Here is a 20,930-nt window from a genome sequence, read left to right as displayed (position 1 = left end):
GCTGTAGCGCCTGCGCTTGCGACTCTGTTCAGCTTCCATCGTGTCCAGCTATTTGCTAACTGGACAGCATCGTTATCGCTGCGACCGCTCTTCTCAAGACGGGTTCGCCGGACGCTTACCAATTGGGACACTGGGACCGCGAGCGCCGCGTGATCGCACGTCTGGAGCACGGGCCTCAGGGCGCCAACCTAAGCTTCGTGGTCACGAGCCTCGCTGGCGATGCCGCCGATCTTTATGAGTGGCTGTACTGCGCGCGAGGCGAGGTGGAGAACCGCATCAAGGAGGCGCAGCTGGCCTGCGGCGTCTGGTCCTTCGAGGCACGAAGCTGGAATGCGGCCACCATCCGCACCAAGCTGCTGAAGATCGGCGCCGCAGTGCTGCGCAACACCCGTCGAGTGCGACTGCTGTCTGCATCGCAGCACCCACTCAAGCATGTGTTCGTCACGCGCCTGCCCGGGCGCTGGCTCCATAGCCCGCCGGGAGTGCTGACCTGGCACGCTGACAAACAACGCGGATAAGGGGTACTGCGTCTTGACTCAGGCTAGTGCTACGAAGGCAGCGCCTCAGTAGGCCAGCGCCGCGAAGTTCCAAGGGGCATTCCGCTCCTGGCTCTTGGCAACATACACATAGGTTCGAAGACGTAGTACGCCCTTCGGGCCCATTGGGCTAACGAGTGGCGGGAGCCGCAGTCAGTCTTTCTGATCACTTGCGACAGTCCGCAGGCAACGGCTCTCCGGCCGATGTTGCGCGATGGGGGCCCGACTCGTTCTGTCTTGCCCAATGTGCTGGGACTCTGAACCGCCCTGAAGTTGCATCGCGGCTATTAGACGCGGATTCCAGTTCTCTATTTCGCGCTGCGCCCGTGCAACTCGATCGGCCAGCGTGTCGCGTCTTGAATTCATGCGAACTCCCGTTCGAGCTGATCCAACTTCTCCAATGGCAAACTTATACCCTTTTTTCGAATTGCTGGCAATAGTTTTCCGACAATATTCGTCTCGAGGTGCGTATAGGTCACTATAAAGCGCTGAAACCTTGGCGAGCCCGTCACAATCTTCCAGGCGGGAATCTTGCCCTCAGCATCCTTGCGCGAGTCACCAGCCTCGAACAACTCAAAATACCGAGACGGCGCAATGCCTTTGAATGGTTGAAAGTTCGTCATTTTTTCTGAAGGCGTAATCGGGTCAACCAGGATTGCGTCGCCGTGAAGCTTCTTTGCCCGACTTTTTGGATACGGTTCGACATAGAAGACGTTCCGGATTCCGCTTGCAACAATATGTCTTGCGCAGATGTGACACGGAAACGTGGTCACATACATCGTTGCGCCAACCAATGGGATTCCGAGTCGTGCGGCCGTCGTTATAGCCGCCATCTCGGCATGCACGCTCCTCCCAAACTCCAATATAGATGTCGCTGTGGCCCCCTTTAGAACCCACCGAAGGTCGCCAGTGAGCAGCGAATCGGCCACTTCAGCGATGCTGCTCTTGATTGCTAGCAATTCTGCACTTTCGAGCCGAGCCAGAAACTCGCGTATTACTTGGCTGCGGTGCTCCGACATTGAGTCGACGCCCTTGCGAAAATCGCGCTCATCAGGAACGCTGTCTGGCCAATAGAACCCGCCGCCGGCCTTTGGAACATCGTTGCAACCTATGGCCAGTAGATCTCCCTCAGCATTGGCAATGGCGGCGCCGACCTGCCTATTCATATCCGATGATCTCAATGCAGCAGATCTCGCATGCTGCATGCCATGCTCTTCTTGCGTAGGAGTGGCAAAGCGATATCCGAAGACCAACTCGACGAATCTCTTGATCTGAGCGCGCAAGTTCTCTCGATCGTCTGAATTGAGGAAGAGATCTGCTAGTGGGAAGGCATCCTGAACATCTTGACCAAACTCTCTATTCTCCAGTTCGTCAATTTCAACGAGACGCTCGGCTCTGGCTCTGCATTTCGACGTGTCGCCATGGAGAGAGTTGGCCAGGCGCTCGCTCAAATAGCTAACTCTATTCTCCCTATGAGAATATACGGATATCAGGTAAAAGCCCTTCCCATAGACGTTCCTAAATAGTTGCACCTCATCCGGAGTTTTTAGTGATCGAATGATGTAGGCATTGCCAGCGTCGTTTCCGCCAAGCTCGTCATCCCTAACACGCGCAATCTCTTCAATGCCCAGTAAAGCTACCGCCTCGCCGAGCCCGGACTCCTGGCGAAGATGCGTTCCAAGGTGCATCAACTTCCGGATGCGAAGATGTTCAGCCCCGCCGGAGTAATCGACGCCGAAGAAATCCTCTATGAGTTCGCTCAACTTGATTGTTTTTGTTCGATACTTGCCCGCAAGCTCTTGCTCGATGGCGTCGATAACAGGCTTCAGCTCAACGCCTACCGGACCCACAAGGCCAAAGACGATCTCTGGATCGGCCATCGGATCCAGAAGGCTCAACGGGTCTTCGGCGGCATCCTCTTGAGCGGACTTGTGCCGCGCCTCAGGCATGCCAATTTGAGAAGGGGTGCTCTCCTCCATGTCATCCTCCTTGAAGCCCTGCTTTTGCGTCCAGAGTATCTGCTCCGCACCGATGAGCCAAGAGGCGTTTCGCCTAGTAAAGGCGGCATTGGGATCGGATGGTTGTTGCCGATCTGACATGAGACAAGCATGTGTTGGCTAGCTGCCTCCATGCCCGTTGCTGACGAATGGAAGATGTCCCCGCCCGAAATCTGCTGCGGGGACACACACCGCGGTAGGCCGGGGACGCCAGAACCTAGGATTTATGCGACTCTCCCGCCAGTGTCCCCGCTGCCCTCGGCGTCCCCGTCAAAATCGCGACACATTGGCGCATCGCTCACCTGTGACTTGTTGCCCTCTTTGCACGGCAGCGTTTTGGGTGCAGTAACTTCCTCAGTAACTCGCATCCCCAAGGGCCGGCAAAACTAGCATTGGCACGGCCTCCCGCTGATCTTTCGATAGAGCCCCGACCACCAAGAACAAGTCTCCCGGCTTCCCGCAAGCTCCCGAGACATCCCAAGCCCCTAAGTAGATCAACGACTTAGGGGCTTTTTGCTTCCCGCGTCGTCTCGCCCGATCCGCTTGAAGCGCATGCCATCTGGGGGGCAACATGTGGGGCAACTCCACATGCTCGAAAGGAGTTGCCCCCATGCCATTGGCAGACACCACCGTGCGCAAGGCGCGGCCCGCCGACAAGCGCTATCGCCTGTTCGACGAGAAGGGCCTCTACCTCGAGGTCGCTCCGACAGGGGGAAAGTGGTGGCGGTTCAAGTACCGCTTCGCAGGAAAGGAGAAGCGGCTCTCGCTGGGCACATACCCTGAAGTCCCCTTGAAGGTCGCCCGCGAGCGACGCGATCGAGCACGCGAACAGGTTGCTGCCGCGATCGATCCTGGCGTCGCACGCAAGGCACAGCGGCAGAGCCAGTCGGATGTCGTCGTAGACAGCTTCGAAGTCATCGCGCGAGAGTGGTCCGCGGTCCGGCAAGGCGGATGGTCACTTGGAGACAGCGCACCGTGCGCTGGAGAGCATCTCGCAGGTGTTCCGGTATGCGGTCGCTACGGGCCGAGCGGAGAGCAACCCGGCGCGCGACCTGAAGGACGCGACGGCGCGCACGCTGTTGCACGAGCATCTCGGGTTCGATCCGGATGTGATCGAGGCGCAGCTGGCGCACAGCGTGCGGGACAGTCTTGGACGTGCATACAACCGCACCGAGTTCATCGCGCAGCGAAGAAAGATGCTGCAGACGCAGGCAGACCACCTCGATGCACTTCGCGGCGGGGCCGCCTTGAGAAACGGCAGCGACGGTGGCGCGATGACCACCCAGTTGCTGCCGTGGGCCTGACGCCGGCCGCTGGCCATCGCCGCCTTACTTCGCGTTGGCCCGCGTATCCCAGCGCTTCAGTGCTTGTGCGCCGACGCGGCGGCTCGACAGCCCGGTGTAGGTGGTGTTGAGGGGGATCACCGACATGCCGACCGTGCCGGTCACGAAGAGTGTCTTGCCATCGGGTGCTGCGGTCATCGTCGGGCGGACGCACTCGGAGGTCTGGTTGTCGAAGCGGCACGTCGGATACGACGGCAGATCGAAGCTGCCGAGCAGGGGCAGATCCACCTGCGTGCCGGCGGCGATGCTGCTGTCGAACACATAGATGCGCGGCATCGTGGTGGACGAGGGCACGTTCCAGGCGCCTTCGCGTATCGCGAACACGTACACCTTGCGGCTGTCGGGTGACATCACCGCGGCGGAGGCCCACCAGCCGCTGTCAGGGATGGTGACACCGCCCACGCGCGCGTAGCTGGCGTCGTAGACCACTCTGGCGCCGTAGAGGAAGCGGCTGGCGGTGTCGCCCATGCCGCTGAGCGACCAGTAGAAGAACGTCAGGTCGTTTGGCATGACGCGGAAGACGCCCTCCGATGCGTCGAGGTAGCGCATGGGCGGCGTTGGTGAGATTGATGCGCTCGAGACCATCACCAGCCGTTCCCCGTTGCGCGAGACCTCGAACCAGGGGCCGCCGTGGAACTGCGAGAAGACGTTCGGGATCGTCACTTGTGCGAAGGTGCGGCTGCGCAGGTCGAAGGTGTAGATCGTGTTCCAGCGGCTGCCGATCGAGAGCCACACCTTGCCGTCGTTCGTGACCGCGAGGCCCCGGTTGCCCGTGGGGGTCTGCGCAGCGGGGCCGGGCATGGTATAGGTCTGCGAGATGGTGAACGTGCCGGTGTCGATCAGATGCAGCAGGCCCGAGCGTTCGACCGCGACGAGCTGCTTGCCGTCAGGGCTCAGGCCGATGTCGTGCAGCGCTGGCAGGGCCAGGCTGTCGGTCACCCAGTTGCCAGCCTGGTAGCGCGAGCGGCGGACGGCCGAGAGCGTGCTGTTCGCCGAGTACACGGTGCGCGACACCGGGTCGTAGACGGTCGAGTACGCCACGCCGCCGGTGGGCACCAGTGCAGATGGGTAGGCTTGCTCGGCCAGCACCTGGAGCGTCGTGGTGGCTGCCACGGAGCCGGTGCCGCTCATGCCGATGGCATAGCCGCCCGCGGTGAGGGCGGGCAGTTGCACAGCCAGCGAGCTGTCGCTCAGGCGTGTGACGCTCGTCGGCGTGACGCCGGCGATGGTGAAGCGGTTGGCCGGGTTCTGCAGGCTGCCGAAGCCGCGCCCGCGCACGATCACCTGCGCAGGCTTGCCGGCGGTGATGCTGCCCGGGCCGACGTAGTAGACCTCAGCCAGTTCGCGTCGCAGGGTCACGGTACTGGTCACCGAGGTGAAGCCGGGCGCGCTGATGGTGACCGTGGCCGGCTGGTCGGTGTAGTCGGGCAGCAGCAAGGCTGCCTGCAGATCGACCTGGAACTGCACGTCCTGGCCGAGCGGGCCCTGGTCTTGCGTCAGCTGCAGCCACGCGGCCGAGCTGGTGGCCGTCCACTGCACGCTGGTTGCGCCGTTCGATCGCACCGGGATGCTGCCCTGCAGGCTGGTCTGGGTGGAATCGTTGTTCAACACCAGGCGTTGGTTGGGCGGCGTGGCCAGTCCATTGCCCACGGTGAGGGCCACGGGGATGGTGCGCGGCGCGTCAGGGTAGGCGGGCGTCAGCACGATCTGCGCCGGGTGGGTGCCGCTCGACAGGCCGACGGCGCTGGCCGACACCTCGATGTCGCCGTTGGGCAGGGTGCGCGTGCTCAGCCACGGGGTGTTCGCCGGGTTGATGGCGACGCTCACGTCCGGGTTCCAACTGGGGCGCTGCAGGCCCAGCGTCTGCGGCGCGGCCACCGTGCCTTCGCTGGCCGCGAAGCTGAGGCTCGCCTGCGCCGTCGCCAGATGGCGATCACCCCCGGCCGGTGCGGCAACGACATAGCTCACCGGCAGCAGGCGCCGCTGTGTGCCCGAGGTGACGGTGAGTTCGGCGGTGTAGGTACCCGAGGGGAGCGACGCAGCCTGCACCCGCAGGCCGCCGGCGCTCACGTTGCCGACGCTCAGCCAGCTGGCATTTGCGCTGGCCGTGATGCCGGTCTGGCCTTCGGCCAGCTGCTCGACGGTGATGTCGGCCTGTGCGGTGGCGCCGCTGGTGCTCGCGAGGTCGACGCGGCTGGCAGACAGCCGCAGCTGTCGCGTCAGGGCGGTGTAGGTGACCGCGACCGTTCGCGAGTAGCCGCCCGATTGCAGCATCACGGCCGTCTGGTAGGTGCCGGCGGCGCGAGGTGCCGCGGTGAGACGGAAGCCGCTCGCGCTTTGCTGGTCGATGGTGGCCCAGCTGTCGGCGGCGCTCACCGTGTAGGTGGTCACGCCGGGTGGCAGCGTTACGCTGACCTGCTGCGTCGCCCCGACACCGCCATCGCCTTGCAGGCTGAGCGACCGGGGCGTGACCCGGAAGTTCTGGCGCACCGTGATCGTGTAGCTCACGCTGTGCGGCGAGCCGGTGTGGTGGCGGGTGCAGGCGCTGTCCTTGCAGGCCATCAGGACGATGGTGCCGGTGTAGGTGCCCGGCGCCAGATCTTCGGCGGGATAGATGACGGCGCGGGCCGACGTGGTGCCGATCTGGACGTCGACGTGGTCGATGTTGGGATCGGGCTGGTCGTTCGGCGTGGTGGCGCCGACGTAGACATCCTCGGTCGTGGTGCCGCTGGTTGCGACGTTGACGACCGCCACCGCGGGGGTGTCTTCGACATCGAAGCTCATGCTCACGTTGCTTCGGTCGAACGACAACGAGAAGCCGCCGCCTCCACCTCCGCTGCCTCCACCACCACCGCAGGCGGCCACGCCGACGAGCAGGCACGCAAACAGAGCGCGCTTCAACGCTTCCCTCATTTCAATCCCTCAGACCGGTTGATTCAACTTCTTGCGCGACAGCACGGTCGCGGCGGTGAGCCGCGGCAATCCTAAGTGGTGGCTCCGCCCAGGAAGACCATGCATTTGAATGGTTGTGTCACGGGCTTCTTCCTCGGTAGTTTCCCGCCACGGGATCAAGCCCGATTCAAGGGGGCCGGAAGGTTAGGTGAAAAAGATGCGTAGCCCTAGCGTGAGGGGAAGCGTATCGGAACAAGAATCGCGAGCGCTGGATTGTCCATCGGACCTTTGGCGTCGTCCGTTGCGCGGTGAAGCACGCCGCTGGTCGCCCCCGAGGTGCGTTACCGGGAAGCGGCCCATCGTCAATGGCAGGAACTGGCCGACTTCCAGTTCAGGGCCGCAGCGCAAAGCCAACATCCCATCGAGGACGGTCGCGACGACATCGCGGACGTCGCGGCCGCCGTCGACAACCTCAGATTTCCGTCTGCTCGGAGATCTCGAGTGCGTCATCGACCTCGATGCCGATGTACCTCACCGTCGACTCGAGCTTGGAATGCCAGTGCCCGAGGATCCTGGCGTACTGCCGAGTTCCCAGGTGCGGTGAGTCGTGGAGCCGGCTTGGGAACAGGAAATCCTCCGGCTTTAGCCCAGCAAGCTTGATCCACGCCTGCACGGCGTCTCGGGCGGCCGGCGTGATCTCGAACTGAACCGGGCGCTGCGTCTTGTGCTGGACGACGATAGCGCGTGCCGCAACCTGGTCGCCGTGGCACACGTCTCGGACCTTGAGGCCGACCAGATCGCATCCGCGCAGCTTGCTGTCGATGCCAAGATTGAAGAGTGCAAGTTCGCGAACCCGGCCCTCCATCTGCAGTCGGACGCGCAAGGCCCAGACCTGCGGTACACGTCGATCCCTCGAAAGGGTGTTGGTGTTGCTTCGATACGCCAGGAGGCGGCGAATGACAGCGGCGCACCGGTTGCCGTCATTGACGTTCGGGCGACGTCCTCACCCTGGCTTGTACCAAGCAGCCCTTGGGCTTGGCAGCCGAGCGCCGGTCCGAACGACTGCTGTGCGAGGTCGTGCAGCCGTAGGACGCTACCGAAGCGCTTGGTGTCGTGCAGCCGGCTGCTTCCCTGCCGCGGGAGCTGGCAGTGCCGACCCTCAGCAGTCAGTGGAGTCGCTCTGAAGCCCTCAGGCGACAAACCCGGATCCTTCCCGAATCCGCATCTACGAAGCAGCGGCTTATGGCCTGCGGTACTTCGAGGATCCGCCGCAGCGCAGCGACGCGCTGGCCACCGCGCTCCTGAGCGGGTGCACCCTGCCCTTCATCCTCTGGTTGGGGATCGGCGCGGCCCGCAGGATTTCGCGCCTGCTGACCCAGGCCAGCGAGGCGGCGATGAAGGTCGCCGGTGGACAGTTCGCCGTACGCCTGGAGCCCCCTCCTCCGGACCGGTGGAGCTGCGCCGCTGCGCGAACGACTTCAACATGATGGCCGAGCGGCTGCAACGGTACGAGCGCGAGCTCAAGGACTCCAGCGCTGCGATCGCGCACGAACTGCGCACGCCGCTGACCGCCGCAGGGGCGCGCGTGCAGGGAATGATCGACGGCGTCTTCCCATGCGATGCCTCCCAGCTGAAGCAGGTGATGCTGCAGTTGGACAGCCTCGGGCGCCTGGTCGCCGACCTCCATGCTTACTCGCTGGCGCTTTCGGGCCAGTTCGACCTCACGATCGAGGCGATCCGCCTGCGCGATCTCGTTCAGGAACGCTGTGACTGGGCCCAACCGCAGCTCGATGCCGAAGGCATGGTCGTGCACAACAGGCTGGACGCTGAATTGGACCTCTCCAATCCGCGCGCGGCGGATGCGGCCAGAAATGAGCACGTCCTGTCGAAACTACGCGCGTTATGCTGCAAGAGTGACAACATCTCGGCGGGCTTCGGGTAGAAGCTGCGGCCGAACCACAAGTCTGCGGGAGGACCATCGATGAGTCGGATTTCTCATGCGCTTCGCTGTGTGATTGCAACGCTCGCGCTCAGCGCAGTGGCTGCATACGCTGCCGACACGAACGAAGCGCCCTTCACCACCAAGCTGTCTCACGTCGTCTACGACGTCGAGAAAGATGGGCGTTACGTGGTCGACGTGACCACACGCATCCAGGTGCTGCAGCAGAGCGCCCTGGAGCACGTGAAGCGCTTCTCCTTTTCGTTCAGCAATAGCACCCAGACCGGCGAGGTCCTCGAGGCCTACACCCTCAAGAAGGATGGTCGGAAGATACCGGTGCCCGCCGGCAACTATCAGCACCAGACCAACGAGGGGCGCGCTGACGCTGGTCCATTCTTCTCGGACCGCAAGGCGATCAGCGCGGTGTTCCCGGATCTGGAAGTTGGCGATTCGGTGCACATCCAGTACCGCGAGACGGACAAGGAAGCCATGTTCCCGGGCCAGTTCTCGGTGGCCATGCGCTACTCGCCGTTCGCATCGCAGGAGGACGTGCGAGTGACCGTGCGCGCGCCCAAGGACATGGTGCTGCGCCAAGAGCACCACTTCATGGACTTCAGTGAGGTCGAACGTGACGGCAAGCGCGTCATGGAGTGGCGCTACTCCGGCACCAAGCCGCGCAAGCGAAGCGATGACGATGAAGGTCTGTGGTCCTACAAGGAGGTGCCTGGCTTCCTAGTTTCGACGTTCCTCACCTACGAGGCCATCGCGCAGGCATACGGTGCGCGAGCCTTGCCAAAGGCAGCACCCACGCCAGCCATCAAGGATCTCGCGAACAAGATCGTCGGCGCTGAGACGCAGCCGCGCGAAAGGACACGCAAGCTCTACGAGTGGGTGTCGCGCAACATCACGTACGGTGGCAACTGTATCGGCGTCGGCGCAGTCGTTCCGCGAGACCTCAATGTGGTGATCGAAAGCAAGATCGGCGACTGCAAGGACCACGCGACCCTGTTGCAGGCCTTGCTTACTGCCGTGGACATCCCGAGCGAACAGGTGCTGGTCGGTGTCGGCGGCGACTACGAGTTGCCGGAAGTGCCGGTCGTTTCCATGGTGAACCACGTCTTCAATTACCTGCCCACGCTGAAGATGTACGTCGATGCCACGGCCAAGGAGATCCCGTTCGGGTACCTGCCGAGTGGCACCTACGACAAACCCGTGATCCATGTGGGCGCGGCCAAGGCCCTGGCGAAAGTTCCTGGGCCCGTGCAGTCCATGCGGGGGCAGCAACGTTTGGAAATGTCGCTCAAGATCACAGACAGCGGCGCAGCCACCGGGGCCATGAATGTCAAGGTGAAAGGAGTCGAGGCGGCACAAGTGCGCTCCTACCTGCGAGAGCTCAACGGCCAGCAGGAGCGAGAGTTTGTCAAGACGATGCTCAACTACTACGGCTACCGCGGCCGCGGCACTCTTGAGCACAGCAATGTCCAGGGCCTGGGCGACGATGTCGAGTTCACGATCAAGTTCGAGATCGACAACTACCTGCGCAACGCCGGTGCGACCGGTTCTCTGTATGTCGGGCCGGTCATGAACACACCGCTGGCGGTGTCGACCTTTGGCGCGGACGAGGGGCCTGCGCCAAGGCGCACGCAGATCTGTCACGGCTTCACCAGCGCCGAGACCTACAAGATCGAACTGCCGACCAACCTCAGCGTGATATCGCTGCCAGAAGACGCCAGCCTGAAGGGGACGTACGTGGACTACAAGGCGACGTACAAACAGGTGGGCCAGCGGCTGACGATCAACCGCACGGTGGATGACAAGACGCCAGGCAGCATTTGTGCCGCCGACATGTACGCCGAGTTCATGAAACAGGCGGCGCCTGTCGGCGAGAACCTTCGCACGCAGGTGCTCTACAAGCGCAAACGCTGAACCTCGAAACTCAGCAGCACAGCCATGCACATCGCACTGCAAAGCAATCAGTTCCTTGTGAAGGAACACGTCGGCCTCTTCAAGGCGGCCAACAACTTCGACATCTTCGATCCGGCCACCGGCCAGAAGACCCTGGAGTGCCGTGAGCCCAATCTGGGCATCTTTGCCAAGATATTCCGCTTCACCGACTACAAGCGGATGACGCCGTTCGAGATCGAGATCCGAACGCCGGAGGGCCGCAAGGTCCTGACCGTGAAGCGAGGCATCTCGTTCATCTTGTCGAACGTCGAGGTGCTGGACGAAAACGATCGCGTCGTCGGCCGCTTCCGTCAGAAGTTCTTCTCGATCGGCGGCAAGTTCGACGTCCTGGATCCCAAGGGCAACGTCATCTGCACACTGAGGGGGAAATGGACCAGCTGGGAATTTCGTTTCATGAAGGGCGATGACGAGCTGGCCAAGGTCTCCAAGAAGTGGTCCGGCCTCGGGAAGGAGCTGTTCACGTCGGCCGACAACTACATGTTGTCGATCGACAGTTCCGTGGCGGCGTTGAGTACTGTGCGAAGTCTCATCGTCGCAGCGGTCATGTGCATCGACATGGTGCTGAAGGAATGATTCAGCGCAGCGTCTGACGACGCTGCGGGCCCGCTTCGACATCGATTGTCGCGGCGTTCTCCTTGGCTTTTACCGACCACTTTGGATTGATCGCGTTGCCATGCGGCGCGGTGTATGTAGGACTGCAATCGCTGCACACAGACCTCCGAGCGCCTGCAAGCTACTGGTTCAATACCGTTTCCGCAGGCCTGCACGTGCTAGAGGTGTTGAGCCGCTTCACTGCCTCGGACTGAACGTCCTCGGAAACACCACCGGCCCGCTGCGGTCTCGCAGCTGATAGCCCATCGCCGGCCGGTTCGAATCGCCGGCCACGTAGCCAGTCTCCTCGAGGAAGTCGGCCGACAGCATGCGCGTGCGGAAACCGCTCTTGTCGACTGGGCGGTCCAGCACCACCTCGTACATCTTCTGCAGCTGCGGCAGCGTGAACGGCTCGTCCAGCAGGAAGGCAGGCAGTGACGTGTACTCCACCTTGCTGCGTAGTCGCTCGACCGCCGCCTTCAGGATGACACCGTGATCGAAGGCCAGCTTCTGCCGGCGCAGCACGGCATCCACGTCGAACCAGCCCACTTCCGTCGCGTTGGCGCCCTTCGCCAGGGGCAGGCCCTGGCCCGGAATCAGCGCGAAGTACACATGCGTCGCCGACCAGCCCCGGGGGTCGCGCTCGGCACCGCCCCAGCTACCGAGTTGTTCCAAGTAGGGACTCACCACGCCGGTCTTCTCGAACAACTTTCGACGCGCACAGGCCTCGAGATCCCGGTCCCGGCCCACGTCGACAAATCCGCCGGGCAGTGCCCACGCTCCGGGGCAAGGGTCGTCACTTGTGCCCGGCCGCTGCACCAGCAGCACCTGCAGCGCCTCATCCAGCACCGTGAAGATGACCACGTCGACCGTCGTGAATGGCAACGGAAACGTGACCTTGGGGGTCCGACGAGGTTGTGTCTTGCTGGCCATGTGCGCTCCGGGGATTGCGTTCTTCGCCTCTGAGTTGTATTGTGCAACTTCTAATAGTTGTGCTGTGCAACTTATAAGAAGGAGGAATCCATGTTCGGCATCCGTTTCATCAAGTCCCAGCCCACCGTGCACCTGATGCAGTTCCGTGGAGGGCGACTGGTGCGCGAAGGCGCTGGGCAGTCCTTCTACTACTTCGCGCCGACCAGCACGCTGGTGGCGGTGCCGGTGGCCAGCCAGGACCGGCCCTTCATCCTGGAGCTGACCACCGCCGACTTCCAGAGCGTGACCGTGCAGGGCCAGGTCACGTACCGCATCGGCGACCCCAAGCGAACCGCAGCGCTGATGGACTTCTCGCTTGGCAAGGACGGCAGAGCCTACGTGTCGGAAGATCCGACCCGCCTGGGCGACCGCGTCGCGATGCAGGTCGAGGTGATCGTGCAGCAGGCCGTGCAGGCGCTTGAGTTGAAGCAGGCCCTGCGCGCGCCGGCCCTCATCGCCCGCAGCGCCCAGAAGGAGCTGGCATCCCAGCCGGAGATCCAGGCCCTGGGCCTCGAGATCCTCGGCGTGTCCATCATCGCGGTGAAACCCACCCCTGACATCGCCCGTGCACTCGAAGCAGAAGCACGCGAATCGAACCTGAAGGCTGCCGACGACGCGGTCTACTCACGCCGTATGTCCGCAGTGCAGAACGAACGCGCGATCCGTCAGAACGAACTCGACACGGAGATCGCTGTCGAGCAGAAGAAGCGCCAGGTCCGGGAGACACAGATGGAGGCCAAGGCGGCAGTGATGCGCAAGGAAAACGAACTGCGCGACGAGCAGATGGCTGCCGACGTGGCGCTCGAGTCGCGCCGCAAGGACCTGGTCGCAGAGCAGGCCAGCAACAGCCGCACGCTCGCGGAAGCCGAAGCACACCGAGTGGCCGCCGTGATGCAGGCTCTCGAGAACGCCGACCCGCGCACCGTGCAGGCGCTGGCGGCCTCGGGCATGCAACCGGGGCAGCTGATCGCGCAGGCCTTCGGCGGCATCGCCGAGAAGGCCGAACGGATCGGCCAGTTCAACATGTCGCCCGAGTTGCTGCAGACACTGCTGGCCGGGCCGGCCCGCCCGGCCAAGGCGGCTGCGTGAGTACCGGTGACCGCAAGGTGGTGCTGGTGACCCGGCGCACCCGGCTCGAGGAGCTGGTGGCCCGGCACCACACGCTGGGGCAGGCGCGCTTCTACATCGAACACCTGGGGGCCGACTTCTCGGATTACGTGAAGGAGAACGCTGCCTACGCGCAGAGCCTCGACGTCACGGTGAGCACGCTGCAGGCCTGGGGGCGCTATCAGCTGGTCGAGCGCAGCTTCCTGCCGAACTTCGTATTCGCGCCCGACGACATCGTGGTCGCGCTCGGACAGGACGGTCTGGTGGCCAACACGATGAAGTACCTAGAGGGCCAGCCGCTGGTCGGGCTGAACCCGGAACCCAGCCGCTGGGACGGTGTGTTGCTACCGTTCGAGCCGAAGGACCTGCTGGCCGTGTTGACCGACATCGCCGCGGACCAGCGGCCGGCCCAGACGGTGACGATGGCCGAGGCACGGCTGTCGGACGGCCAGCGGCTGCGTGCGGTCAACGACCTGTTCATCGGGCCGCGTTCGCACAGCTCGGCGCTGTACGAGATCGAGCTGGGTTCGCGCCGCGAGTTCCAGTCCTCGTCTGGCGTGATCGTCTCCACCGGGCTCGGTTCCACCGCCTGGCTCAAGAGCGTGGTGACCGGTTCGCTGGGCATCGCGCAGGCACTGAAGGGCGGGCACGAAGTGGACTACCAGCCGCAGGCGTGGGACAGCGCGCAGCTCACCTTTGCGGTGCGCGAGCCCTTCCCGTCGAGGGCCTCACGTACCGAGCTCGTCTACGGCGCCGTGACCGAGCAGCAACCGCTGCTGCTGCGTTCGCGCATGCCGGACAACGGCGTGATCTTTTCTGACGGCATGGAAGCCGACTACCTGCGCTTCACCGCCGGCATGGAGGCGAAGATCTCGGTATCGGCCACTCGTGGGCAACTCATGGTCTGAGCAGACTACAACAACAATGAAAGACAACAACATGACACCCCCCCACAACCTCAAGTCGACCAGCAAGTTCCTGAGCCTCGTGTTGCGACACGAGCCGCAGCGTATCGGGCTGACGCTGGACGCAGCCGGCTGGACCCCGGTCCAGGACCTGCTCGACAAACTCGCCGCGGTTGGCCAGTCGCTGTCTCGTGAACAGCTGCAGACAGTCGTTGACACCAGCGACAAGAAGCGTTTCGCATTCAGCGACGACGGCACACGCATCCGGGCCAACCAGGGCCATTCGGTCGAGGTCGACCTCGGCCTGGCGCCCGTGCAGCCGCCCGACGTGCTGCACCATGGCACTGCCAGTCGCTTCCTGGCGTCGATCCTGGCCGGTGGCCTGGACAAGCGCGAGCGGCATCATGTGCACCTGACCACCGACCTGGACATCGCCCGCTCGGTGGGACAGCGGTATGGCGCCGTGGTGCTGCTCGACATCGTTGCTGCGCAGATGGTGGCTGACGGCCACGTGTTCTTCCGGTCCGACAACGGCGTCTGGCTGACCGACTCGGTGCCACCGCGTTACCTCAAGCTGCGAACCTGAGACCCATGCGCAAGTCCATCATCGCCCTCGACGCCGACGGTGTCCTGCTCGACTACAACCTGGCCTACGCCGGCGCGTGGGAGCGGGCCTTTGGCGTTCGGCCACAAGAACGCGACCCGCTGGCCTACTGGGCGATGGACCGCTGGGCCGTCGAGCGCCTCGACGGCCCACGCCTGCAGCAGCTGGTCGAGTGTTTTGACGAAACCTTCTGGAGCAACGTGCCGGCCATCGAGACAGCGTTGCCGGCGTGCCATGCATTGCACGATGCCGGCTACGAGCTCGTCTGTGTGTCGGCCGTCGAAGTCCAGTATGCGAAAGCCCGCCTGCGCAACCTGCGGGCGCTGGGTTTCCCGATCGAACGGGTGATCGCCACCGGTGACGCGGCCGACGGGCGCAGCCCCAAGGCCGATGCGCTGATCGAGTTGCAGGCCTGCGCGTTCGTCGACGACTTCCTGCCATACATGGCCGGTCTCCCGGCATCGATCCATGCAGCGCTGGTGCAGCGTTCGCCCAACGGCACGCCCAATGTTGGCGTCGCGCTGGCCTCGGTGCATTCACAACACATCGATCTGGCCGACTTCGCGGCCTGGTGGCTGTCCAGTCGATGAGCTTTGACAACGCGAGTCGACACGGCTGCTGACGCCGATCGAGCGGGCCGATCCAGGACGAAATGATGATGAAGGAGATGGCGATGAACTCCACCGCCAAGCCAAGAGACGTCCAAGCCCTGCTGGCCCTTGTGGCCGAAGGGCACGAGCCGAAGTTCCTGTTCTTCTGGGGACACCAGCCGCCGAAGGACGGCAGCATTGGCAAGAGCTGCTTCAGCCAGTGGTACGAGGCGCCGTTTGAGCTGGACGGCACACACTACCGGACCGCGGAGCACTACATGATGGCCGAGAAGGCGCGCCTGTTCGATGACCTGACCGTCCGCGAGCGTGTGCTTGCTGCCGGCTCGCCGGCGGAAGCCAAGAAGCTGGGCCGCCAGATCGCCGGCTTCGACGAGGAGTCCTGGCTGCGCGAACGCTTCAACATCGTGGTTGCGGCCAACCTGGCGAAGTTCGGCCAGAACGGCGCGTTGCGTGAGTTCATCGTGCAGACGGGCCAGCAGGTGCTGGTCGAGGCCAGTCCGGTCGACAGCATCTGGGGCATCGGCCTCGCCGCCGATCACGACGACGCGTCGAGGCCAGAGCGTTGGCCCGGTCTCAACCTGCTCGGCTTTGCCTTGATGGAAGCACGGGACCGACTGGCCGCCGCGTGAACGTCATGCCGGCGTGAGTCCCAGGAAGTGGTCGAGCATGTGGAAGTGATCGTCGAGGAACCGATCCTCCAGCCCCGGCAACTCGGAGATCGGCACCCACTCGGCGGCAGCGGCATCGTCTCCGGCGCGCACCTCCGGCAATGGTCGTTCGCCGAGATCGAAGTAGTGGGCATGTGTGATCGTCCGGCCGCGCTGGCTGCGGTCCGGATGGTCGAACACCGCCGCGGCTTTCAGCTGCTGGCGCAGCGACATCTCCAGCAATCCAAGCGCGGTCTCCTCGCGCAGTTCGCGTACGGCCGACTGGTAGGCCGTCTCGCGCTGCTCGATGAATCCGCCAGGCACGGCATACAGGCCCTTGCCCGGCGCCTGCCCGCGGCGCACCAGCAGCACGTGGCCGGCACAACGCACCACGGCGTCGACCGTGACGAACACCGGCGGGTAGGGCGCACACGCCCAGGCCTCGCGGTAGCTGCGCAACATGCCCCATTCCTGCGCGATGGCGGCAAACTGCGGCAGCGCACTCCACGCGCGCAGGAAGTCCAGCGTGCTCTGTGGCGCCTGCCCGACCAGGGCGGCCAGCGTTGCGTCGAGGTTGCCGCCGGCGCACGCGAAATAGGCGTCGCGCAGCGACGAGGCATCGACCAGATGGCAACGTTGTGCCTCGACCAACGCCCAGCCGGGGAAGGCCCGCAGGTAGTCACTGGTGGCGTCCTTGAAATGGCCAACCAGTGCCACTGATGCCGAACGGCCGGCTGCGGCGTCGACGTGCGCCGTCACACCGTCGCGTACTGCCGCGGTCCAGCGTGCCTCGTCGTAGTAGTCACGCACCGGCACGAAGTGCAGTCGGGCCCGGTCCGCCTCGGGCACGCCGAGCCGGATCATCTCCGCCCGTTCCTGCCAGGTGAAGGGATTCTTCGGCGTGCGGGCCTGGTGGGCCGAGCCGATCACCACCGCACAACGCGGCGCCAGCCTCAGCGCCTGCTGCAGCAACGCCGCATGCCCCAGGTGAAAGGGCTGGAAGCGCCCGATGTAGACGGCAATGTCGTGGGTCATCTTGTTCACAAGTGTTTGGCGGCGATCGGCATCTGCCGGCCGGTACCGAAAGCCAGTGCCCGCACACGGAGGATAGGCGGCGCCTGGCGGCGTTTGTATTCGTTGCGCCCGATCATCTGCCGCACCCGTGTCACCAATGCACGGCCGTCGTCGGTGGCGGTCAGCGACGCCATGAAGGCGCTGGCCTGCTCGTGTTCCCAGCGGGCCAGCCGTGTCCCTTCGATCTGCAGCTTGAGCACCTCGTCGAGCACCGGGTACGGCGGCAGGCTGTCGGTGTCCTGCTGGCCAGGCGCCAGTTCCGCGGACGGTGGCTTGTCGATGATGGCGACCGGGATCAGTTCACGGCCGGCCTGTTCGTTGAGGTGCCGCGACAGCGCAAACACCTCGGTCTTGTACAGGTCGCCGATCAGCCCGAGGCCGCCGTTGGTGTCGCCGTACAGCGTGCAGTAGCCGACCGAGATCTCCGACTTGTTGCCGGTGGTCAGCAGCAGGTGGCCGAAGCTGTTCGAGTACTCCATCAGCACCGTGCCGCGGATGCGTGCCTGCAGGTTTTCCAGCGCGAGCCCTTGCAGCGGCGATGCGAAGCTGGATTCGAACTGCCGTGCATAGCCGGCCACCAGGTCGGCGATCGGGTGGTGCAGCAGCTCGATGCCGAGGTTGTCGCATAAGGTGGCCGAGTCATCCACCGAGCCGGCCGAAGAGAACTTCGACGGCATCGTGATCGCGGTGACGTTGTCGGAACCCAGCGCCTGCACCGCCAGCGCCAGCGTCAGCGCGCTGTCGATGCCGCCCGATGAACCCACAACGACACGGCGGAAACCACAGCGTCGTGCATAGTCCTGCAGCCCGAGGATGATCTGCTGACGATAGAACTCCATCGTCGGCAGCCCGGCGGGCGAGACCTTCGGCAGTTCATCGCCGCCGGCACTCGCAAAACGGCCGTCCTCGAACCGCAAGGTCGTCACGTCCTCGCTGAAGCGCTGCGCCTCGAACACGACTCCTGCTTCCGGCTGCACCGCGAACGACGCACCGTCGTAGACCAGCTGGTCGTGGCCGCCGATCTGGTTCACGTAGAGGATGGGCAGGCTGTGCCGCCGGCTGGCCGCACCGAAGATCTGGTGCCGCTGCTCGCGTTTGCCGATGTTCGACGGACTGGCGTTGATCGACACCACCAGGTCGGGCGCTGCATCGCGCAGGCGCTCGAACGGGTTGATCGCGTAGTCGAGGCCTTCGTCGTTCCAGCCGTCCTCGCAGATCAGGAAACCGACGCCGCAGTCGCCGATGCGCAGCACACGCGCCTGGTCCGGTCCGGGCTCGAAGTGGCGTCGTTCATCGAAGATGTTGTAGGTCGGCAGCAGCTGCTTGGCATAACGCAGCACCACCTCGCCGGCCTTGAGCACGAGCAGCGCGTTGTGCAGCCGCTTGCCCGGTCCGTCGCGGTGCACCGGTGCGCCGACCACCCAGAACAGGTCGCGCAACTGGCGCGACGCCTGCTGCAGCGCGGCCAGGCCCTCATCGACACGCGCCAGGAAGCTGGGATCCTCCAGCAGGTCGCCCGGGTAGTAGCCCGTGAGCGACAGCTCCGGGAACACCACCAGCTGCGAACCGTCTTCGCGGGCCTTCTGTGCGGCGGCGATCATCTTCGTCACATTGCCTTCGATGTCGCCGACCGTCACGTTGAGCTGCGCGAGCGTGAGCTTGAGCATGGTCAGTTCCTCAGGCAGCGACGTTGAACACCTGGCGCAGGTAGGCCAGGAAGGTCTGGTCGTCGCACAGTGTCTTGCCCGGGCTGTCGGACAGCTTGGCCACTGGCTGGTCGTTGCAGCGCGTCAGCTTCATGACGATGTTCAGCGGCGTCAGGCCGACGTCGTTGCTGAGGTTCGTGCCGATGCCGAAACCCAGCTGCGTGCGGTTCGCGAAGTGGCGGTACAGCTCGATCGCCCGCTCGATGTCGAGCCCGTCAGAAAACACCAGGCGCTTGGTGCGTGCATCGATGCGCAGCTTCGCGTAGTGGGCCAGCGCTTTCTCGCCCCACACCACCGGGTCGCCGGAGTCGTGGCGCAGGCCGTCGAACAGCTTCGCGAAGTAGAGGTCGAAGTCGGCCAGGAACGCGTCCATGCCGACCACGTCGGTCAGCGCCACGCCGAGGTCGCCGCGGTACTCCTGGACCCAGTCCTCCAGGGCCGCCTTCTGGTGGTCGCGCAGGCGCACACCAAGCGCCTGGTAGGTCTGCAAATACTCGTGGGCCATGGTGCCGATCGGCACCAGGTCCAGGTCACGCGCCAGCAGCACGTTGGATGTGCCCTTGAAGAACTGTGGCACCTCGGCCTTGAGCGTGCGCACCACCTCGCGTTGCCAGTCCCCGGCAAAACGACGGCGCACACCGAAGTCGAAAAACTCGAACGGGAAGGCCAGCGCGGGCTCGTTGCCGAAAGACTTGAGCTGTGTGATCTTGGCTGCCAGGCGCCGCCGGCCCTCGGCCATGGCCGCCACCCGGTCGAAACGCCGGAAGTAGAGCTCGTTGACGATCGCCAGTACGAAGATCTCGAATGCCATCACATGCACCTGCGGACCGCGTGCCACGATCTTCAGCGTCGGGCCGTCGGCCTGCACCGAGATGAAGTCGCGCTGGAAGCGGAAGATGCGCAGGAAGTCGACGAAGTCCGACTTGATGAAACGCAGCCCACGCAGGTAGGCCAGTTCGTCGGCCGCAAAGCTGAGCGAGCACAGGTGGTCGAGTTCGTTGTTGATGTCGTCGAGCAACTCGGCCAGCGGGTAGGCGGGGGTGTTGCGGCAGACGAAGGTGTATTCGGCCTGCGTCTGCGGATGACGATGCAGCATCGCTTGCCACATCGTGAACTTGTAGAGGTCGGTTTCCAGCAGGCTGTCGATCACGGGAGTCATCAAGGTTTCCTTCAGCGGCTGCGCAGTTCGGCCAACATCTCGCGGCTGGAGGCCAGTCGCACACCCTTGGCCGACATGTCAGCCAGGAACTCACGCTGTTGCGCGTCGAACCCGCCCACCGGGCTCATGCAGTCGGTCAACAGCACGATCTTGCCGGTGCGGCCGCTGCGCAGGTTGGCGACGATGTGTTCGGTGGTGGCCCGCACGCAGTGGCTGCTGGCCTCGCCTGCGATCAGCAAGGTGTCCGCGCGATCAAGCTCGTCGATCAGCCCCTGGTTGAGCTGTGTGTCGGCATCGCCGGGATCCGGTACCTCGGCCTGCATGGCACTGTAGTGTTCGGTCCACGGGTTTTCGCCCTTGGTGATCTTGCGCACCACACGCAGCGTCTGCTCTTCCCATGTGTTGTAGGCCGCGCGTACGTCGGCGTGCACGTTGTGGCCCCAGCTGCCGATCTCGCAGTGCACCGGCCACACCATCAGCGTGTAGCGGCCGCGCGCCTCGAGTTCGTCGAGGTAGGCCAGCGTGCGCGGCAGGGCCGCGGCATCCCGGGGCCGGAATTCTCCGGCTCGCACTTGCGCCGCAGTGATGGGAGTGAAGGGCGACACCGCCGTACCGTCGGCCTGCTGCCAGAAGGTCGGGTGAGCGATGTCGAGCCGCTGGTGTGAATCCAGCGTGATCGCGATGCCGCTCAGCACAGGCGCCGCATCGCGGATGAAGTCCGCCAGCCGCACCATGTCGGCATGGGCACCGGCCACCGGCAGCGCGGGCGCGACGGGCTGTCCCGACATCGGATCGATCGGGCGATACGCTTCGGGCAGGTCGCAGAAGTCGTTCTGCGGGTCGATCACCAGAAGCTGGATCTTGTTGCTCATTTCCGTCCTC

17 protein-coding genes and 3 pseudogenes are annotated in these 20,930 nt (G+C 64.2%); 12 read left to right on the top strand and 8 right to left on the bottom strand.

Annotation, left to right across the window (positions count from 1 at the left end; translation table 11 throughout):
- Nucleotides 1-59: 59 nt before the first annotated feature.
- A pseudogene (locus E8D38_RS29540) lies at nucleotides 60-284 on the top strand (transposase); the annotation flags it as partial.
- Between the two features lie 48 nt (nucleotides 285-332).
- Nucleotides 333-472, top strand: a pseudogene (locus tag E8D38_RS29535) (IS1380 family transposase); the annotation flags it as partial.
- A 426-nt stretch (nucleotides 473-898) separates the two neighbouring features.
- Here the strand turns inward: E8D38_RS29535 and E8D38_RS23305 are convergent.
- Nucleotides 899-2,515 (bottom strand): anti-phage dCTP deaminase, encoded by a 1,617-nt coding sequence (locus E8D38_RS23305; protein ID WP_181179381.1) that lies wholly within the window; start codon nucleotides 2,513-2,515, stop codon nucleotides 899-901.
- A 589-nt stretch (nucleotides 2,516-3,104) separates the two neighbouring features.
- Between E8D38_RS23305 and E8D38_RS29530 the strand changes: the two are divergent.
- Nucleotides 3,105-3,347 (top strand): annotated as a pseudogene (locus tag E8D38_RS29530) (Arm DNA-binding domain-containing protein); the annotation flags it as partial.
- A 145-nt stretch (nucleotides 3,348-3,492) separates the two neighbouring features.
- Nucleotides 3,493-3,837: a phage integrase central domain-containing protein gene (locus E8D38_RS29525; protein WP_425462813.1), complete on the top strand. Its 345-nt coding sequence runs from the start codon at nucleotides 3,493-3,495 to the stop codon at nucleotides 3,835-3,837.
- A 24-nt stretch (nucleotides 3,838-3,861) separates the two neighbouring features.
- On the opposite strand, the gene E8D38_RS23295 is transcribed toward E8D38_RS29525, so the two are convergent.
- Together E8D38_RS23295 and E8D38_RS23290 are read right to left on the bottom strand one after the other, a co-directional pair.
- Nucleotides 3,862-6,777: a BACON domain-containing protein gene (locus E8D38_RS23295; protein ID WP_140636155.1), complete on the bottom strand. Its 2,916-nt coding sequence runs from the start codon at nucleotides 6,775-6,777 to the stop codon at nucleotides 3,862-3,864.
- Nucleotides 6,778-7,240: 463 nt separating this feature from the next.
- Nucleotides 7,241-7,714 (bottom strand): site-specific integrase, encoded by a 474-nt coding sequence (locus tag E8D38_RS23290; RefSeq protein ID WP_246099622.1) that lies wholly within the window; start codon nucleotides 7,712-7,714, stop codon nucleotides 7,241-7,243.
- Between the two features lie 504 nt (nucleotides 7,715-8,218).
- Here E8D38_RS23290 and E8D38_RS23285 point away from each other — a divergent pair.
- From E8D38_RS23285 to E8D38_RS23275, 3 genes are read left to right on the top strand one after another with little or no spacing between them, the layout of a single operon-like run.
- Entirely contained in the window at nucleotides 8,219-8,710 is a 492-nt protein-coding gene (locus E8D38_RS23285) for a histidine kinase dimerization/phospho-acceptor domain-containing protein (protein WP_140636152.1), read from the top strand.
- A gap of 39 nt (nucleotides 8,711-8,749) precedes the next feature.
- Entirely contained in the window at nucleotides 8,750-10,633 is a 1,884-nt protein-coding gene (locus E8D38_RS23280) for a DUF3857 domain-containing transglutaminase family protein (protein WP_140636150.1), read from the top strand.
- Nucleotides 10,634-10,657: 24 nt separating this feature from the next.
- Nucleotides 10,658-11,245 (top strand): LURP-one-related family protein, encoded by a 588-nt coding sequence (locus tag E8D38_RS23275; protein ID WP_140636148.1) that lies wholly within the window; start codon nucleotides 10,658-10,660, stop codon nucleotides 11,243-11,245.
- A gap of 216 nt (nucleotides 11,246-11,461) precedes the next feature.
- Here the strand turns inward: E8D38_RS23275 and E8D38_RS23270 are convergent, their stop codons facing one another.
- On the bottom strand, nucleotides 11,462-12,196 hold the full coding sequence (locus tag E8D38_RS23270; RefSeq protein ID WP_140636146.1) for an NUDIX hydrolase: 735 nt from the start codon (nucleotides 12,194-12,196) through the stop codon (nucleotides 11,462-11,464).
- A 90-nt stretch (nucleotides 12,197-12,286) separates the two neighbouring features.
- On the opposite strand from E8D38_RS23270, the gene E8D38_RS23265 reads away from it, so the two are divergent.
- The 5 genes from E8D38_RS23265 to E8D38_RS23245 all read left to right on the top strand — a co-directional run bounded on the left by E8D38_RS23265 (nucleotide 12,287) and on the right by E8D38_RS23245 (nucleotide 16,091).
- A complete protein-coding gene (locus E8D38_RS23265; protein WP_140636144.1) occupies nucleotides 12,287-13,324 on the top strand; it encodes an SPFH domain-containing protein in 1,038 nt (345 codons plus the stop codon).
- On the top strand, nucleotides 13,321-14,250 hold the full coding sequence (locus tag E8D38_RS23260; protein WP_140636142.1) for a diacylglycerol kinase catalytic domain-containing protein: 930 nt from the start codon (nucleotides 13,321-13,323) through the stop codon (nucleotides 14,248-14,250). The genes E8D38_RS23265 and E8D38_RS23260 overlap by 4 nt, the downstream gene beginning before the upstream one ends.
- Nucleotides 14,251-14,281: 31 nt before the next feature.
- Complete coding sequence (locus E8D38_RS23255; protein ID WP_140636140.1) at nucleotides 14,282-14,833, top strand: RNA 2'-phosphotransferase; 552 nt, start codon at nucleotides 14,282-14,284, stop codon at nucleotides 14,831-14,833.
- A 5-nt stretch (nucleotides 14,834-14,838) separates the two neighbouring features.
- A complete protein-coding gene (locus tag E8D38_RS23250) occupies nucleotides 14,839-15,441 on the top strand; it encodes an HAD family hydrolase (RefSeq protein WP_140636138.1) in 603 nt (200 codons plus the stop codon).
- 83 nt (nucleotides 15,442-15,524) lie between these two features.
- The gene (locus E8D38_RS23245; RefSeq protein WP_140636135.1) at nucleotides 15,525-16,091 is read left to right on the top strand and encodes a riboflavin biosynthesis intermediates N-glycosidase; all 567 of its coding nucleotides are present in this window, start codon (nucleotides 15,525-15,527) and stop codon (nucleotides 16,089-16,091) included.
- A gap of 3 nt (nucleotides 16,092-16,094) precedes the next feature.
- On the opposite strand, the gene E8D38_RS23240 is transcribed toward E8D38_RS23245, so the two are convergent.
- Genes E8D38_RS23240 through E8D38_RS23225 form a run of 4 tightly spaced genes read right to left on the bottom strand, consistent with a single transcriptional unit; the run spans nucleotide 16,095 to nucleotide 20,920 of the window.
- Nucleotides 16,095-17,144, bottom strand: coding sequence for a bifunctional nicotinamide-nucleotide adenylyltransferase/Nudix hydroxylase (locus E8D38_RS23240; RefSeq protein ID WP_140636133.1), 1,050 nt, complete (start codon nucleotides 17,142-17,144; stop codon nucleotides 16,095-16,097).
- Between the two features lie 5 nt (nucleotides 17,145-17,149).
- Nucleotides 17,150-18,850 carry an NAD+ synthase gene (locus E8D38_RS23235; RefSeq protein WP_140636131.1) on the bottom strand — a complete coding sequence of 567 codons (1,701 nt, stop codon included), beginning with the start codon at nucleotides 18,848-18,850 and terminating at the stop codon, nucleotides 17,150-17,152.
- Nucleotides 18,851-18,860: 10 nt separating this feature from the next.
- Nucleotides 18,861-20,048 (bottom strand): nicotinate phosphoribosyltransferase, encoded by a 1,188-nt coding sequence (gene pncB / locus E8D38_RS23230; protein ID WP_140636129.1) that lies wholly within the window; start codon nucleotides 20,046-20,048, stop codon nucleotides 18,861-18,863.
- Between the two features lie 11 nt (nucleotides 20,049-20,059).
- Entirely contained in the window at nucleotides 20,060-20,920 is an 861-nt protein-coding gene (locus E8D38_RS23225) for a cysteine hydrolase family protein (protein WP_140636127.1), read from the bottom strand.
- Nucleotides 20,921-20,930 lie beyond the last annotated feature (10 nt).

The sequence above is a fragment of the Methylibium rhizosphaerae genome (assembly GCF_006386545.1).
Taxonomy (GTDB): Bacteria; Pseudomonadota; Gammaproteobacteria; order Burkholderiales; family Burkholderiaceae_C; genus Pseudorivibacter; species Pseudorivibacter rhizosphaerae.
The sequence above is the reverse complement of the archived record's forward strand: the minus strand, read 5'-3'. Positions and strand labels throughout refer to the sequence as shown.

Coding starts and splice junctions, on each gene's coding strand:
- E8D38_RS23305 (WP_181179381.1), bottom strand. CDS start 2,515: ATGGAGGAGAGCACCCCTTCTCAAATTGGCATGCCTGAGGCGCGGCAC.
- E8D38_RS23280 (WP_140636150.1), top strand. CDS start 8,750: ATGAGTCGGATTTCTCATGCGCTTCGCTGTGTGATTGCAACGCTCGCG.
- E8D38_RS23275 (WP_140636148.1), top strand. CDS start 10,658: ATGCACATCGCACTGCAAAGCAATCAGTTCCTTGTGAAGGAACACGTC.
- E8D38_RS23270 (WP_140636146.1), bottom strand. CDS start 12,196: ATGGCCAGCAAGACACAACCTCGTCGGACCCCCAAGGTCACGTTTCCG.
- E8D38_RS23265 (WP_140636144.1), top strand. CDS start 12,287: ATGTTCGGCATCCGTTTCATCAAGTCCCAGCCCACCGTGCACCTGATG.
- E8D38_RS23255 (WP_140636140.1), top strand. CDS start 14,282: ATGACACCCCCCCACAACCTCAAGTCGACCAGCAAGTTCCTGAGCCTC.
- E8D38_RS23250 (WP_140636138.1), top strand. CDS start 14,839: ATGCGCAAGTCCATCATCGCCCTCGACGCCGACGGTGTCCTGCTCGAC.
- E8D38_RS23245 (WP_140636135.1), top strand. CDS start 15,525: ATGAACTCCACCGCCAAGCCAAGAGACGTCCAAGCCCTGCTGGCCCTT.
- E8D38_RS23240 (WP_140636133.1), bottom strand. CDS start 17,144: ATGACCCACGACATTGCCGTCTACATCGGGCGCTTCCAGCCCTTTCAC.
- E8D38_RS23235 (WP_140636131.1), bottom strand. CDS start 18,850: ATGCTCAAGCTCACGCTCGCGCAGCTCAACGTGACGGTCGGCGACATC.
- pncB (WP_140636129.1), bottom strand. CDS start 20,048: ATGACTCCCGTGATCGACAGCCTGCTGGAAACCGACCTCTACAAGTTC.
- E8D38_RS23225 (WP_140636127.1), bottom strand. CDS start 20,920: ATGAGCAACAAGATCCAGCTTCTGGTGATCGACCCGCAGAACGACTTC.